Consider the following 13,580-nt stretch of genomic DNA (forward strand, 5'->3'; position numbering starts at 1 on the left):
TCACCGGGCGGCTTGGAACGCGCGGCCGACGACTGTCGCCCCGGTGCCGTCGGTGAACAACCCGGATCGGTCCTTGTCCGTGGCGGGCAGGCCGAACCAGGCGTATCGCTGCACGTAGGACAGTTGGCCGAGCATGGCGGTGGCCGCGGTGAGGAACGCTGCCTGCTGCTCCTGGCTCGGGAACTGTTGACGGCCACCGTCGAAGCGGATCAGGGCGAACTCGGTAAGCCAGATCGGTTTCCGGTAGCGCTGGTGGACAGCCTCCAGATACTGCCGGAGTTGGTCGACGGCGGTGGCGCTCGTGAAGTCGGCGCCGAACCAGTGCAGCGTGACGAAGTCCACCCGGTGGCCCCGGGCCTGGGCGCCGGTCATGAACCGGTCCAGCCAACCCTGCGGGTCGGGCGCGCCCCAGGCAACCGCCGGGCTGCCCAGCCTGCTGCCCGTCGCCATCAGCTGCGGCCACAGGTCCAGCGCCTGCTCGACTGTCATGTTCGCCTGCTCGGGCAGGTCCGGTTCGTTGAAGGTGAGCAGCTCCGGCCCCACCGCCTTCGCCCGGGCCAACTCGGCGGCGGTGACGTTCTCCACGCCACGGATCATGGGCACGAACGTCACGCCCCGCGGCGTGCTGATCCCCGGGTGCTGGGTGCCCCACGTGTAGTACCAGCCGGCCTTCGAGTTCGCCAACGCCTGACTGGCTCCGGCGAAGTTCCACACCCCGACGCCCTTGCGGGCGGAACTGACCGCCGGGGCGACCGGAGCCTTCGACGAGGGACGTGCGCTCGGCGACGGCGGGCCGCTGGGCGAGGCCACGGCGGTGGGCGCCGCGGACGGCGGGGCAGCCCACGAGGGCGCCACCGGATCCTCCGGCTGGATGACCACCGCCAGGGTGATGGCGGCAACGGCCGCGGCGACACCGGCGGCCAGGGACGGCAGCAGGCCACGTGGCCGGTGCACCGCGAGGTCGAGAGCACTCGGACCGCCGCCCGCGTCGGTGGGCACGCCGCCGGCCGGGGTCTGCCCGGCGGCGTGTCCGGCCGGCGGGCCTGCGGAGTGGTACCCGACGGCCTCCGCACCACCCGGAGGCACCGCCGCGCCGGGAAGGTGAGCGCCGAGACCGGCCGGCAACGGCAGCATCGGCAGTCCGGCGAGCAGCCTGTCGATCGGCAGGAGGGTGGTGCCCAGTCGTCCACAGAACGCGCAGTCGCGGACGTGTCGGGCCAGTCGCTTGCGCCACAGCGGGCTGGGAGTGCCATCCCAGTCGGCGGTCACGGCCGCCAGGTCCGCACAGCCAGGGCGGGCGCGCAGCGCGCGGACCACACCACGGGCGCTCTGGATCTGCTCCTTCATCCGGTGGATCCGCACCGCGACGTGCCCGGGAGACAGGCCGAGCGCGTCGGCGACCTCGTCCCGGGCGATCTCGCCGGTCTCCTCCAGCCACCACAGCGACAGCAACTCCTGGTCGTCCGGGTCGAGCCAGCGGGTCGCCTCGGCGACCTCGCGTCGCTGGTCGGTGAGGCCGAGCCGCAGGATGGTCATGCCGGCGAAGTCGGAGGCGGGGTCGGGCACGTTGTGGATCGCGTCGAGCCCGGCGTCGCGGTTGAGGGCGAGACGTCGGCGCTGTTCCCAGTCGCGCACCTGGCGGATGGTGATCGCCACCAGCCAGGACCGGTACGCCGCCGGGTCGTTGAGCGCGGGCAGGTGCCGGATCACCCGTATCAACGTCTCCTGGACGACGTCGTCGACGTCGGCGTGGCCGCGCAGCGCACGCCCGACGATGTTGTAGACAAGCGGGAGCGAGGCCGCCGCGACGTCGTCGAGGGCGCGCTGGTCGCCCTGTCGGGCCGCGACGACCAACCCGACATCGGGTAGTGCTCGACCGGCTGACGACATGGGTCTCACTCCTCGTGTGCTGATCCGCGTGGTCCCGCACGGTGTGCGCTGACCGCCCTCACGTTTGGAGACTGGCACCGGTGGGTCGGATTACCGAAATTCTCGGTAATCGGTGGGTCCGCCGCGACCGGGGGGCGTCGGCGGCGCGTGCGGGTGGACGACGCCGGGTATGGTGCGAGGTGTCGGTGTCGCCGGGCGTTCGCCCGAGCACGAGACACCCTGATCGGGCGCCCCTGTGTGCGCCGCACCGTCCCGAGGTCGCACGGCAACGAGTGCCGTGGCCCGGACGCTCCCCTTCACCGAAGACAGGATTCTGCATGACATCGAACGACAACGCTCGACCCGCCCTGTTCCTCGCCACGTCGACGGCCGACGGGTCCGACGGGTCGGTGGCGACGGTCGACGGCAGCGAGGAGGCCATGCGCCGGCTGCGCCACCCGTTCGCGGTGCAGCCGGCCCCGCAGAGCCCGGCCGCCGCCGACGACGGCAACCGGCGCGGCTGATCCGGCAGGGCCGGGGCCCACTCATACTTTTGGCTAGTAATTAATAATCCTTTCGGGTAGGGTCCGGGTCAACGAATGAACGACATGACGCGGTGGCGAGGCCCGTGATCGTGGCCTTGCGACAGCGCATCTTCGCCCGTATGTGCGCTCCGGCGGCAGGCCGGTTCGGAGATCCTCCGGTCGATCCGATCGACGGGCAGGTTTGGGAAGGACCATCCCCATGGCCAGCATCGTCGGCACCGCCACCAGCACCCGCGTCGAGCAGCAGAGCGGCGACCAGAGCCCAGACGACCTCCTGGTCGCCCTGGCGGCGACCGACCCGAACGACCCGCGCCGCCCAGCCCTGCGGGCCCGCGCCATCGAGGCGTGGCTGCCGCTCGCCCGGCACCTGGCCCGCCGCTACTCCGGACGCGGCGCACCCGACGAGGATCTGACCCAGACCGCCTCGGTCGGGCTCATCAAGGCCGTGGACCACTTCGACCACGACCGGGGCGTCGACTTCAGCGGGTACGCCATTCCCACGATCATCGGCGAGATCAAGCGATACTTCCGGGATCGCACCTGGGCGGTGCGCGTGCCCCGCCGCCTCCAGGAGCTGCGCCTGTCGATCAGCGCGGCGAACAACGCGCTGACCCAGACCCTCGGTCGCTCGCCGACAGTGGCCGACATCGCGTCGCACCTCGACCTGTCCGAGGAGACCATCCTGGAAGGGCTGGAGGGCGCCCGCGCCTACCGGGCCACGTCGCTGTCCACCCCGGCCGGGGTCGACGGCAGTCGGGAGCTCGGCGACACCCTCGGCGGCGACGACCACGAGTTCGATCTCGTCGAGATCCGTGTCGCCCTCGGCCCGGCCCTCGCCACGCTGCCGGAGCGCGAACGCCAGATCCTGACCCTGCGCTTCTACGGCAACCTGACCCAGGCCCAGATCGCCGACCGGGTCGGCGTCTCGCAGATGCACGTCTCCCGCCTCATCACCCGGTCGTTGGCGGCGCTGCGGCACCACCTCGCCGACCTCGACCACAGCGCGTTCTGAGGCTGGCACCGCCGCTCGGCGGCTCAGAGTTGGACGACGTGACCCACCCGTGGCGGCGTACGACCGCCGAGGACGTCGAGCCACGCGCGCTGGAGGGCCTCCGGCCCGGCACCGACCTGGACGTCGAGCCACCCGCTCACGATGGCGGCGAAGCGCTGCCAGGCGTCGGTGAACCGCTGGTCCAGCCCGGCCCGGCCCCAGTCCTGGGCGCGCTTGCGCATCTGGACCGGCGCGAAGAACACCTCTTCGGCGGCGTCGGCGTTCGGCGTCTGGTTGGTGAGCCCGACCGCGATGTCCCGGACGAGGCGGTCGCCGAGGTGCCGACGCAGGGCGGCACGGGTCGCGGGTGCGCCGGACAGGTCGAGGTAGACGGTCGGCACCGCGTCCAGAGCGGCGATGTCGTCGTACGGGACGACCTCGTCGTAGCAACCGAGCGAACGGGTGAAGGCCAGGTTGCCGGGTGAGGTGAGCCCGACCAGGCGCGGCCCGCGACCGCGCAGCTCGAACGCGGCGGCGTACGCGGTCTTGCTCGACGCCGACGACAGCAGCAGCGCCTCGGCGCCGTAGAAGTCGTTGTCGACGACCTGGTCGGCCAGCATGAACGAGGTGAAGAACAGCGGCCGGAACAGGATCAGCAGATCCTCCTGGTCGGGCTGGTACGCCGGGTCGCCGGTGGTCGACCGGTACGCGTTGTACGGTGACGGCAACTCGGCCCGGTGCGGGCTGGCGTCGCGGAAACCGGTGGCGTCCACCCGGCTCGGCCGCACCAGCAGGTGGCCGGAGGGCGGGAGGTAGCCGTAGACCCGCTGGCCCACCTCGACGCCCGCGACTGTCGACGTGACCACCTCGGCGAAGCCCCAGAGCGGCGGCAGGCCCCACTGTGGCCCGAGCCCGACCGACGCCGGCGGGAAGAACTCCCAGTAGCGCATCGCGTCGCCGAGCACCGCGTAGGTGACGTTGTTGGCGGTGAGGCCGACCCGGTCCACCCGCAGCAGCGCCTCGCCGTCGGCCACCGGGGGCGGGGTGCCATCGACGAGAGTGGTCTGCCCGAGGTCGTCACGCGCCACGGCGAAGGTCCATGAGTCGGCCATGAGCTGACGCTAGACACCCCTGGAGACCGAGACAAGTGCACTGGGAGTGCAAAATCCCACTGTGCCCGGTCAGGTCCGGGCCGCGAGGTCGCGCAGGTGCGCGAGCGGCAGGTGCGGCGGTCGCCACTCCACGAAGAGGGCCGTCGCGTCGTCCTCAAGCCTGTCGTCCTGGTAGCCGACGACGGCGCGGACCAGACGACGCATCGTCTCCGGGCTGGGCAACCCGTCGTTGAGGGTGCGGTTGACGAAGTCGACGAGCCGGTCCAGCCCGAACTGTTCCCCGTCGGCGTTGCGCGCGTCGGTGATGCCGTCGGTGTAGGCGAGGATGCGGTCGCCCGGGTGCAGGTCCTCCACGTGCACCCGCGGGCGGCGGGCCGACAGGTGGCCCAGGCCGAGCGGCAACGCGGTCGGCCCCGGCAGCTCCCGAATGGCCTTGCCGTCGCGCAGCAGCATCGCACCGGGGTGACCCGCGTTGATCATGCCCAGTCGGCCGGTCCGATGGTCCAGCTCGATGAGCAGCCCGGTCGCGAAGAAGTTCGGGTGCTCGGAGCGCACCCATTTGTCGATGCTGATCGCCGTGTCGACCAGGTCGAGGCCACACCGGCGTGCGTTGCGGTACGCGCTCACCACCAGCGAGGCCAGGGTGCTCGCCTTGATGCCGTGGCCGCAGGTGTCGAAGAGCCCGACACTGAGCACGTCGTCGTTCAGCGCGTAGTCGAAGATGTCGCCGCCGACGTCGTAGCAGGGCTCGAGGATGGCGGTGACCACCAGGTCGTCGGTGGCGAAGGTCAGCGGCGGGAGCAGGCCCCAGACGATCTCGGCCGCGACCTGCATCGGGAGACGCCGCCGCATCCGCTCGACCACGTCACCGTAGAGCCGGCGGTTGACCAGGATCTGGGCGACGTTGACCGCCACCTCCCAGGCCGGCCCGTCCATGGCCGCGTCGGCGGCCAGCGGCGAGACGATCTCCAGCACGCCCATCCGTTCGCACCCGAGCAGCAGTGGCACCCAGACCCGATCCGGGTTGTCGGGCGCGCGCTGGATGTCGAGGCCGGTGAAGGCCCGACCGGCGAGGGTCGTCTCGATCGACAGCTCGTCCCGGACGAGACCCGCGCCGAGCAGCGGCACCAGCAGGGACTGCGTGTAGTCGGCCAGGTAGATCACGATCTCGGTGGCGTCGATGCCGGGAGCCGCCCGGGCGACGAGCTGGGACAGCTCGTCCGGGCCACCACGGGGTGCGTTGAGCTGTAGCCACCGCACCATCTCGCCGACGTCGCCCACCCTCCACCTCCCCCCCGTTTTCCCGAACCGTACGACCACAGCAGCGCGAGCGGTGAGGCTACCGCGCCCGGCCGTCATCCTCGCCCGCCGATCACCCGCTCCCGGTCGGCCGGGTCCCCTTTCGTCCCAGTCGTCACAGCCATCTCAGTCGTTTCGCAACTATTGCGTATTAGGTGTGCAAAAGTCCGATTGAGCAATCCGTGTGCGGTGTGGTTTCCGACCGCTGCACAACCGGCGTCTGGTGAGATGCCTTCGCGAAAGGGCACGTCGTGACAACCAAACTACTCAGCCATCGACGACGCGCGGCAATGTCCGCACTGGCGGCCGTCGCCGCCAGCGGCACAGCCGTCGCTGTCCTGATCTTCAGCGGCACCGGCGCGAGCGCCGCCGAGGCACCAGTCGACCTCGGTACGGCGGCGAACTTCTCCGTGCTGGCCGGCTCCACCGTCACCAACACCGGGCCAAGCTTCCTCGCCCAGAGCCTCGGCGTCAGCCCCGGCAACACCGCACCCGGCTTCCCGCCCGGCATCGTCGGCGGTGAAACCCACCTCGGTGACGCCGTCGCGTTGCAGGCCAAGAACGACCTGACCACCGCCTACAACGACGCCGCCGGCCGAACCCCGTTCACCAACCTTCCGGCCGAACTGGGCGGCACCACGCTGCTGCCCGGGGTCTACCGGATCGGGGCCGCGCAGCTGACCGGCACCCTGACGCTCGACAGCCAGGGTGACCCGGCTGCGGTATTCATCTTCCAGATCGACTCGACCCTCATCACCGCGTCCAACAGCAGCGTGGTGTTCATCAACGGGTCCTCGCCCTGCAACGTCTACTGGCAGGTGGGCAGCTCGGCCACCATCGGCACGGGCACCCGGTTCATGGGCAACATCCTGGCCCAGACCTCGATCACCATGAACACCGGCGCCACCCTCCAGGGCCGTGCCCTGGCCCAGACCGGCGCGGTCACCCTGGACACCAACACCATCAACGCCCCCGTCTGCCTCCAGCCGACGGGTACGCCCACCCAACCGACCGGAACACCAACCGGCACGCCCACGGGCACACCGACGAGCACGCCGACTGGAACCCCGACCGGGGCACCGACGGGCACCCCCACCGGTACGCCGACCGGCCAGCCCACGGGTACGCCCACCGGCCAGCCCACGGGTCAACCCACCGGCCAGCCCACGGTCACGCCCACCCGCACGAAGCTGCCCGTCACCGGCGGCAGCGGGGGCAGTGCTCTGGTGCCCGTCCTGACCGGGATCGGCGGTGTCGCCGTCGCCAGCGGCGCGGCCCTGCTGCTCCTCTACCGGCGTCGGACGACCGACTCCTGACCGAGGCGCCCCGGCGGCCGGTAACCAACCGGCCGCCGGGGCGGCCCCACCGCCTGTCACCCGTCCCGCCCACCCGCTGGCGAAGACTCCACCATCGCAGCGCGGAGGGCGGCCAACGACACTGTGGCGAAACCCACCCGGGAGTCACTCGCCCCGTACGGCAGCCACACCTCACCATCGTGGATGAGCGCCCCGCAGGAGTAGACGACGTTGGGTACGTACCCGTCCTGGTCGTCCTCCTCCGGCGACAGGAGCGCACCGGGAAGGTGCGCCACGACCCGCTCCGGTCGGTCCAGGTCCAGCAGGAGCGCGCCGATCGCGTACCGGCGCATCGGCCCGACGCCGTGGGTGAGCACGAGCCAGCCGGCGTCGGTCTCGATCGGAGATCCGCAGTTGCCGACCTGGATCAACTCCCAGCTGTCCCGCGGGCCGTGCAGCGGGATCGCTGCCTGCCAACGGTTCTCGCCGTCCAGGACGGTCAGGCCGATGGTCTCGCCGTCGGCGCGACAGAGCGCCAGGTGCCGGCCGCCGACAGTACGCGGAAACAGCGCGAGCCCCTTGTTGCGGGCACCCGGCCCGCGCATCGGGGTGGTCTCGAAGCGCCGCAGGTCGCTGCTGACCAGGGCGCGGGTGGCGATGCTCCGGCCGTCGTAGGCGGTGTAGGTGGCCCGGTACACCCGCCCGGACTCGTCGTCGAACCGGACGAACCGCGCGTCCTCCATGCCGTTGCTCTCGGCGGGGCTGGCCGGCCAGAGCACCCGTTGGTGCAGAGCCGTGTCGGCGGGGAAGGCCGTGGCGTAGCTGCCGGCGTTGGTGCGTCGCAGTTGTTCGAGGGTGCCCATCCCGGTGCTGCGGGAGAGCAGATCGGGTGGCAGGGCCCCGAGCACCCGCTCGAAGGTGGCCTCGTCGTACCGCTCGGGCAGGGCGTCCAGCACGGTGGCGGCCACCTCGTTGTCGCAGTCCTCCTCGGCGAGGCCGGCGACGAGCAGGTCCCGGCGGTGCCGTACGCCCGTCCGCTGCCCGACGGCCAGCGGCCCGGCCCGATCGGCGACGGTGAGCTGACGCCCGGGTCCGAGGACGGCGGTGGCGAACCCGATGGACGACACGTGACCCTCGCCGATCTGGCGCAGGCTGACCGCGACGCGCAACTGCCCGGTGCCCAGACCGGTCTGGTCCGGGTGGGCCACCATCGACGGGTTGCAGAGGGCGGCGGCCTCGACGGCGTACTCGTGGCTGAAGTAGGCCCCGACCAGCAGCCGGCTGGTCGGCGAGAGGTCTCGGGCCCGGGCGGCACGATGCCGGACGAGGTCGTAGTGGTGGTGGAACGTGCCGGCCAGGTCGCGGTGCCGGGCGCCGAAGCGGTCGAAGGTGTCCCGCAACAGCCGGCCGGCCTCCTCGTCGTCGAGGCGCGCGACCCGGTCGATGAGTGCCCGCGCCCGGGTGCGGACGACCGCCGCGTCCTCCCCCGGAACGAAGAGCTTGACGATGACCCGCCGAGGATCCGGGGCGAGAGTGGCGTCCTGCCGGACGGCCAGCCTCCGGGTCACGACCACCGCCGGGCGTGTTGCAGTGTGGAGATGAGCGCCAGGGTGGACTCGGCGCCCTGGTTGAGGTTGGGTCCGTGCGCGGTCAGCCCGTCGTAGCCGCCGCCGGTGGCCGGGTCCCACATCGGCGTGCCGAGGTCGTTGTCGCCGAGGAACCAGCCGACCGCCTGTCGCACCCCGTCGTCCCACCCGGGGTCGCCGGTGACAGTGGCCGCCGTGGCGCAGGCGTCGGCGAGCGCGGCGACCTCGATCGGCTGCTGGTCGTGGTGCAGCCGTACGCCGCCGTGCCGCCAACCACCGACCGGCACCACCGACAGCCGCCCGTCGCGCAGCTGGACGTCGCGCAACCAGGCCAGCATCCGCAGGCCGTCGTCCAGGGGTGGGCCACCCTCGCGCAGTTGACTGGCGACGATGACCACCTCGGCGAGGGCCGCGTTCGCGTAGGTCAGCTCCTGCCGTGGCCACGGCCAACGCGGGTCGGTGCCCGCCGGGCCGACAGTGCGGGCCGCGTCCGCCAGCAGCGACGCCGCGACCACGTGACCCGGGTGGCGGCGCAGCACCTCGGCCGCGCCCAGGCCGGCGAAGGCCATCGCGTGGGTGAACTTGGTGCGCCGGCCCGCGCCCCGGCTGAAGGCGACGAGCGCCTCCTCCCGTACCCAGGACGCGGGGCTGCGGGCGACGGCCGTGCCCAGGCCCCACAGCGCCCGACCCCACCAGTCGCCGAGCCCCGGTTCGTCGGCCCAGCGCCGGTCGTGTCCGAGCCGGTTGTGGAAGCCACCGTCGGCGTGCTGCGCGTGGGTCAGGAACGCGAGGTAACGCTCCGCGAGCCAGATCAGCTCCTCGCTCGGCTCCGGCTCGCGGCTGACGACGACCAGGCCACGGGCCACGTCGTCGGTGCAGTAGCCGTGTTCGCGGCGGACAATGGCGTGCCGGGCGTGTTCGAAGAGACCTGTGTCGTCACTCATCCGGAGCAGGTGCGCGAAGCTCGGCGCGGGCGCCGTCACCCAGCGTCCCCGCGTGGCTGTTCGGGGCCGGCCGATGGTCGCGGTCATGCCGGCACCACGCTGACCGCCGGCGGGCGGGCTTCGCTGAGCTGCTCCGCGAGCGTTTCGTACCGGGCCGCCACCGCCGGCCAGCGCAGGTGCGCGGCCAGCGGTCGGACCCGGCCGGCGAGCCGCGCCGGCAGGCCCGGCTCGGTCAGGACCCGCCGGATCGCCGCGGCCAGCGCCGCCGGGTTCTGATGGGGTACGACAAGACCCGGCCCGCCGGTCAGCAGCTCCACGGCGTGCGGGAACGCGGTGGCCACGACGGGCACCCCGGCGGCCACCGCCTCGATGAGTACGCCGGAGGTGACCTGTTCGCGGGAGTCGTAGGGCAGGACCACCACGTCGGCGGAGCGGATCAACCGGCCCAGCGCCTCCTGGTCGTGGTAGACGTCCTGGTAGTCGACGGCGTGCGCGACGCCCAACTGGGCGCCGAGCTGGTGCAGCCCCGCCCGGTACGCCTCGCCGTGGTGCTCGACCACCTTCGGGTGGGTCCGGCCGGCCACCGTGTAGGTGGGTGTCGGTTCCAGATCCTGCAACCGCGCGAGGGCCCGCAACGACCACTCGATGCCCTTGCCGGGGCCGAGCAGCCCCCAGGTCAGCAGGTGCGGGCGGGTGCGCCGCTCGACGGGTACGCCGGCCAGTTCGGCGGCGCCGTGCGGGATGACAGTCACCTTGGCCGGCGGCACGGCGTAGCCGATCAGCAGCCGGTCCCGCGCGGTGTCGGTCATCGTGACGACCGCCCCGGCGGTGGCCACGATCCGCTCCAACAGGGACTTCTGCCGGGCGGTGGGCTGGCGGAGCACTGTGTGCAGGACCACGATGCTGGGCACTGTGAGCCGCCGCAGCAGCGGCAGGACGTCCTCGCCGTCCGTGCCGGGGTAGATGCCGTACTCGTGCTGGACGATCGCCACGTCGAAGGTGTTCAGGGCGGCCGCCGCGTCCCGCCAGCCGCCCGGGGTGAGCGCCGACCAGGTGTGCACGACCCCGGGCACCGGACGCTGGTCGTCGCCGTGGTCGGTGACGCGGACGATGCCACCGCGTGTGCCGTCGGCGGTCAACTGGGCGGCGAGGGCGGAGTTGAACGTGGCCAGTCCACACCGGGTCGGTGGGTGGGTGCTGAGGAATCCGTAGCTGGGCATGAACGTCGGGCCTTTCCGGTTGTCGGCCCTCGCCGGAGTACGGGGCGAGCCTCACGCGGGAACGGCGCACGCCGGTCAGCGTGTGTGACCGGCGGGGCGGGTTGGTTCAGCCGTTGACGAGCTGGTCGTAGACGGCGAGATAGTCGGTGACCATGCGGTCCGCGCTGAAGCGCTCCAGGGCCCGCTCCCGGCACCGCGCCCGGTCCAGGCCGGTGACCCGGGTGACCGCGTCCACGGCCTGGTCGACGGTGTGCACGAGGAAGCCCGTCACCCCGTCGTCGACGACCTCCGACATGGACCCCCGCCGGTACGCGACGACCGGGGTGCCGCAGACCATCGACTCCACCACCGACAGTCCGAACGGCTCGTCGAAGGCGATCGGGTGCAGCAGTGCGGTGCTGTCACCCAGCACCTCCGCCCGCCGTCGCGGGCCCACCGACCCGAGGAACACGACCTGGTCACCGTCGATGTGCGGGGCCACCTGTTCGGCGAAGTACCGCTCGTCCTGCACGATGCCGCAGATGGTCAGGGGTCGGCCCGCGCGCCTGGCGATCTCGATCGCGGTGTGGGTGCCCTTGTCGGGGTGGATCCGGCCGAAGGCGGCCAGCCCGGGGCCGGCGTCGCCGGTGAACGGCAGCCCGCCGACGTCGACACCGTGGTGGACGGTGGCGACGTAGTCGAGCGTCGGTGCCCGGTCAGCGTCGGAGATCGACACGTACGACGAGCGGGCTCGGGCGTAGGCGGGCAGGATCTCCGCGCCGGAGAAGCCGTGCACAGTGGTCAGCAGCGGGGCGCGGCAGTGCTCGGCGAACGCCAACGGGAGCCAGTCGAGGTGACTGTGCACCAGATCGAACTCGGCCGAGCGGGCCAGCGCGTGGGAGACGTGCATCGCCTCCCACACCCGGCCGTCCAGGTCCGGGTCGTCCGCGTACCCCCGTGGGCAGACACCGTCGAGCTTCGCGGAGGTGACGGAGTCCAGTGTCGCGAAGAGCGTCACGTCGACGCCGTGGCTGGCCAGCCCCTCCGCGAGCAGGCCGGTCACCTGCTCCCACGGGCCGTAGTGGTGCGGCGGCGTACGCCAGGCGACCGGTCCGAGCAGGGCAACCCTCAAGGGGAGGACGCGTCGACGAGGTCAGCCGCGTTGAGGTGCAGTGTGGCGAGCAACCCGGAGTGCTTCGCCGGGTCCACGCGCTCGGGCAGCTCACGCTCGACCCAGTCGGCCCGGGCCTGCTGGCCCCTGTCGCGAAGTGCGGTGACGATCCTGTCCCTGGCGATCCTCATCTGGTGCTCCCCTGGTTAAGGCGTTCAAAACGATCATTCGCACGGATGGCGCCGGGGCTGGCCCACCGGCCGTACCGGGCTGCGATGACCAGCGAACCCGACAGCCGGGACGTGGCCGGCGATCAACAACACGACGGGCCGTCGCGGCGATGGGGATGACGATCGGTTACGCCCCTGACTGGGCTGGTGGCGACGGCGTCTGGCGGCCACCGGGATCCCGGGCGACATGTCCACCGTACGCCCTCGGGGTGCGCCGGCGCACACGCACCGGCCGCCGAGCCGGCCGGTGCGCGCCCACCCGCGGACTGGATCCGCTGGTCAGGGCTCCAGCACCACCTTGCCCGCCCGGCTGCGCGCCTCGGCGAACACCAGGGCGGCGGAGACCTCGCTGAGCGGGTAGCGGGCGGCGATCTGCGGCACGATCACCCCTTGCCGCAGGAGGTCGAGCACGATGCCCAGGTCGGTGCGCAGGCGACGCCGGAAGGCGGTACGGCGGGTGAGCTGACCGGCCCAGAAGTTGTAGAAGCCGGCCCGGTGACCGTTCGGCAGCGCGTTCCAGGTGTAGAGGCGGGCCAGCAGTTTCACGAAGACCCACACGACCGACTGGCCGGTGCCCACGGCGGCGGCGTTGCCGTAGACGACGAGCGTGCCGCCACGGGCGAGCAGGCCGTACGAGGTGCGGACACCCGGGCCGCCGACCGGGTCGAAGACGGCGTCGACACCACCCGGCGACAGCTCCCGAACACGCGCGGCCAGGTCCGGGGCACGGTAGTCCAGCGGTTCGACGCCGAGGTCGCGCAGCCCGGCGTGGTGCCGCTCGGCCGCGGTGCCGATGATCCGCAGGCCGAGGTGGCGCCCGAGTTGGACGAGTACGCTCCCGACGCCGCCGTTCGCGCCGTGCACGAGGATGGTCTGCCCGGCCCGCAGGCTGGCGCTCTGCACCATCTGCCACGCCGTCACGCCGTTGACGACGACTGTCTCGGCGGCGGCGGGGTCCAGATCCACGGGTACGGGGGTCAGGGCGTCGATGTCGACGAGCGCGTGCGTGGCCCAGGCGCCGGTCTTGGTGACCGCCGCCACCCGGGTGCCGACGAGCGAGTCGCCGCCGCCGGGGCCGACCGCCCGGACCGTGCCGACGAGGTCGTAGCCGGGCACGAACGGGAACTTCGGCTGGCCGGGGTAGAGGGCGTGGCGCATCTGCTGCTCGGCGAACGAGATGCCGGTGGCCTCGACCTGGACGAGCGCCTGCCCCGGGGCCGGGGTGGGCATGGCGCGACGGTGCAGTTGGAGTCCCTCGGGCTCCACCACGCCGGGCAGCACCACTTCGGTGATCATCGTGTCGGTGGTCATGGGATCCTCCTAGTTTGTAAGTGTGCACTCACACACTTCGCGGGGTAAGAATGTGGGGCCACAGTCGCGGCCCGAGGGTCGGCGGCCG

General features: G+C 72.2%; 12 protein-coding genes. 3 read left to right on the forward strand and 9 right to left on the reverse strand.

Features of this window, described 5'->3' with window-relative positions:
• Positions 1–1,890, reverse strand: a complete 1,890-nt coding sequence (locus tag AB0A95_RS04840; RefSeq protein ID WP_357554267.1) for a sigma-70 family RNA polymerase sigma factor — start codon at positions 1,888–1,890, stop codon at positions 1–3.
• A gap of 317 nt (positions 1,891–2,207) precedes the next feature.
• Between AB0A95_RS04840 and AB0A95_RS04845 the strand changes: the two genes are divergently transcribed.
• A complete protein-coding gene (locus tag AB0A95_RS04845) occupies positions 2,208–2,393 on the forward strand; it encodes a hypothetical protein (protein WP_357554268.1) in 186 nt (61 codons plus the stop codon).
• Positions 2,394–2,613: 220 nt separating this feature from the next.
• Positions 2,614–3,426 (forward strand): RNA polymerase sigma factor SigF, encoded by an 813-nt coding sequence (locus AB0A95_RS04850; RefSeq protein ID WP_357554270.1) that lies wholly within the window; start codon positions 2,614–2,616, stop codon positions 3,424–3,426.
• A gap of 23 nt (positions 3,427–3,449) precedes the next feature.
• Here the strand turns inward: AB0A95_RS04850 and AB0A95_RS04855 are convergent, their stop codons facing one another.
• Positions 3,450–4,517 (reverse strand): DUF2855 family protein, encoded by a 1,068-nt coding sequence (locus AB0A95_RS04855; protein ID WP_357554272.1) that lies wholly within the window; start codon positions 4,515–4,517, stop codon positions 3,450–3,452.
• A gap of 69 nt (positions 4,518–4,586) precedes the next feature.
• A complete protein-coding gene (locus AB0A95_RS04860) occupies positions 4,587–5,798 on the reverse strand; it encodes a PP2C family protein-serine/threonine phosphatase (RefSeq protein WP_357554274.1) in 1,212 nt (403 codons plus the stop codon).
• A 269-nt stretch (positions 5,799–6,067) separates the two neighbouring features.
• On the opposite strand from AB0A95_RS04860, the gene AB0A95_RS04865 reads away from it, so the two are divergent.
• Complete coding sequence (locus AB0A95_RS04865; protein ID WP_357554275.1) at positions 6,068–7,132, forward strand: ice-binding family protein; 1,065 nt, start codon at positions 6,068–6,070, stop codon at positions 7,130–7,132.
• Between the two features lie 56 nt (positions 7,133–7,188).
• Here the strand turns inward: AB0A95_RS04865 and AB0A95_RS04870 are convergent, their stop codons facing one another.
• From AB0A95_RS04870 to AB0A95_RS04895, 6 genes are all read right to left on the reverse strand, one after another.
• On the reverse strand, positions 7,189–8,679 hold the full coding sequence (locus AB0A95_RS04870; protein WP_357554277.1) for a glycoside hydrolase family 130 protein: 1,491 nt from the start codon (positions 8,677–8,679) through the stop codon (positions 7,189–7,191).
• A complete protein-coding gene (locus AB0A95_RS04875; RefSeq protein ID WP_357554278.1) occupies positions 8,676–9,728 on the reverse strand; it encodes a glycosyltransferase in 1,053 nt (350 codons plus the stop codon). The genes AB0A95_RS04870 and AB0A95_RS04875 overlap by 4 nt, the downstream gene beginning before the upstream one ends.
• Positions 9,725–10,861 (reverse strand): glycosyltransferase, encoded by a 1,137-nt coding sequence (locus AB0A95_RS04880; RefSeq protein ID WP_357554279.1) that lies wholly within the window; start codon positions 10,859–10,861, stop codon positions 9,725–9,727. Before AB0A95_RS04880 ends, AB0A95_RS04875 begins: the two co-directional genes overlap by 4 nt.
• A 106-nt stretch (positions 10,862–10,967) precedes the next feature.
• Positions 10,968–11,972: a glycosyltransferase family 4 protein gene (locus tag AB0A95_RS04885; protein WP_357554281.1), complete on the reverse strand. Its 1,005-nt coding sequence runs from the start codon at positions 11,970–11,972 to the stop codon at positions 10,968–10,970.
• On the reverse strand, positions 11,969–12,142 hold the full coding sequence (locus AB0A95_RS04890; protein WP_357521035.1) for a hypothetical protein: 174 nt from the start codon (positions 12,140–12,142) through the stop codon (positions 11,969–11,971). Before AB0A95_RS04890 ends, AB0A95_RS04885 begins: the two co-directional genes overlap by 4 nt.
• 318 nt (positions 12,143–12,460) lie before the next feature.
• Entirely contained in the window at positions 12,461–13,492 is a 1,032-nt protein-coding gene (locus AB0A95_RS04895) for a medium chain dehydrogenase/reductase family protein (protein ID WP_357554282.1), read from the reverse strand.
• Positions 13,493–13,580: the final 88 nt, after the last annotated feature.

It is taken from the genome of Micromonospora sp. NPDC049230 (genome assembly GCF_040647875.1).
Taxonomy (GTDB): Bacteria; Actinomycetota; Actinomycetes; order Mycobacteriales; family Micromonosporaceae; genus Micromonospora.

Bases quoted from the DNA above. Each gene is read 5' to 3' on its own strand.
- AB0A95_RS04840 (WP_357554267.1), bottom strand. From the start codon at position 1,890: ATGTCGTCAGCCGGTCGAGCACTACCCGATGTCGGGTTGGTCGTCGCG.
- AB0A95_RS04845 (WP_357554268.1), top strand. From the start codon at position 2,208: ATGACATCGAACGACAACGCTCGACCCGCCCTGTTCCTCGCCACGTCG.
- AB0A95_RS04850 (WP_357554270.1), top strand. From the start codon at position 2,614: ATGGCCAGCATCGTCGGCACCGCCACCAGCACCCGCGTCGAGCAGCAG.
- AB0A95_RS04855 (WP_357554272.1), bottom strand. From the start codon at position 4,517: ATGGCCGACTCATGGACCTTCGCCGTGGCGCGTGACGACCTCGGGCAG.
- AB0A95_RS04875 (WP_357554278.1), bottom strand. From the start codon at position 9,728: ATGACCGCGACCATCGGCCGGCCCCGAACAGCCACGCGGGGACGCTGG.
- AB0A95_RS04880 (WP_357554279.1), bottom strand. From the start codon at position 10,861: ATGCCCAGCTACGGATTCCTCAGCACCCACCCACCGACCCGGTGTGGA.
- AB0A95_RS04890 (WP_357521035.1), bottom strand. From the start codon at position 12,142: ATGAGGATCGCCAGGGACAGGATCGTCACCGCACTTCGCGACAGGGGC.
- AB0A95_RS04895 (WP_357554282.1), bottom strand. From the start codon at position 13,492: ATGACCACCGACACGATGATCACCGAAGTGGTGCTGCCCGGCGTGGTG.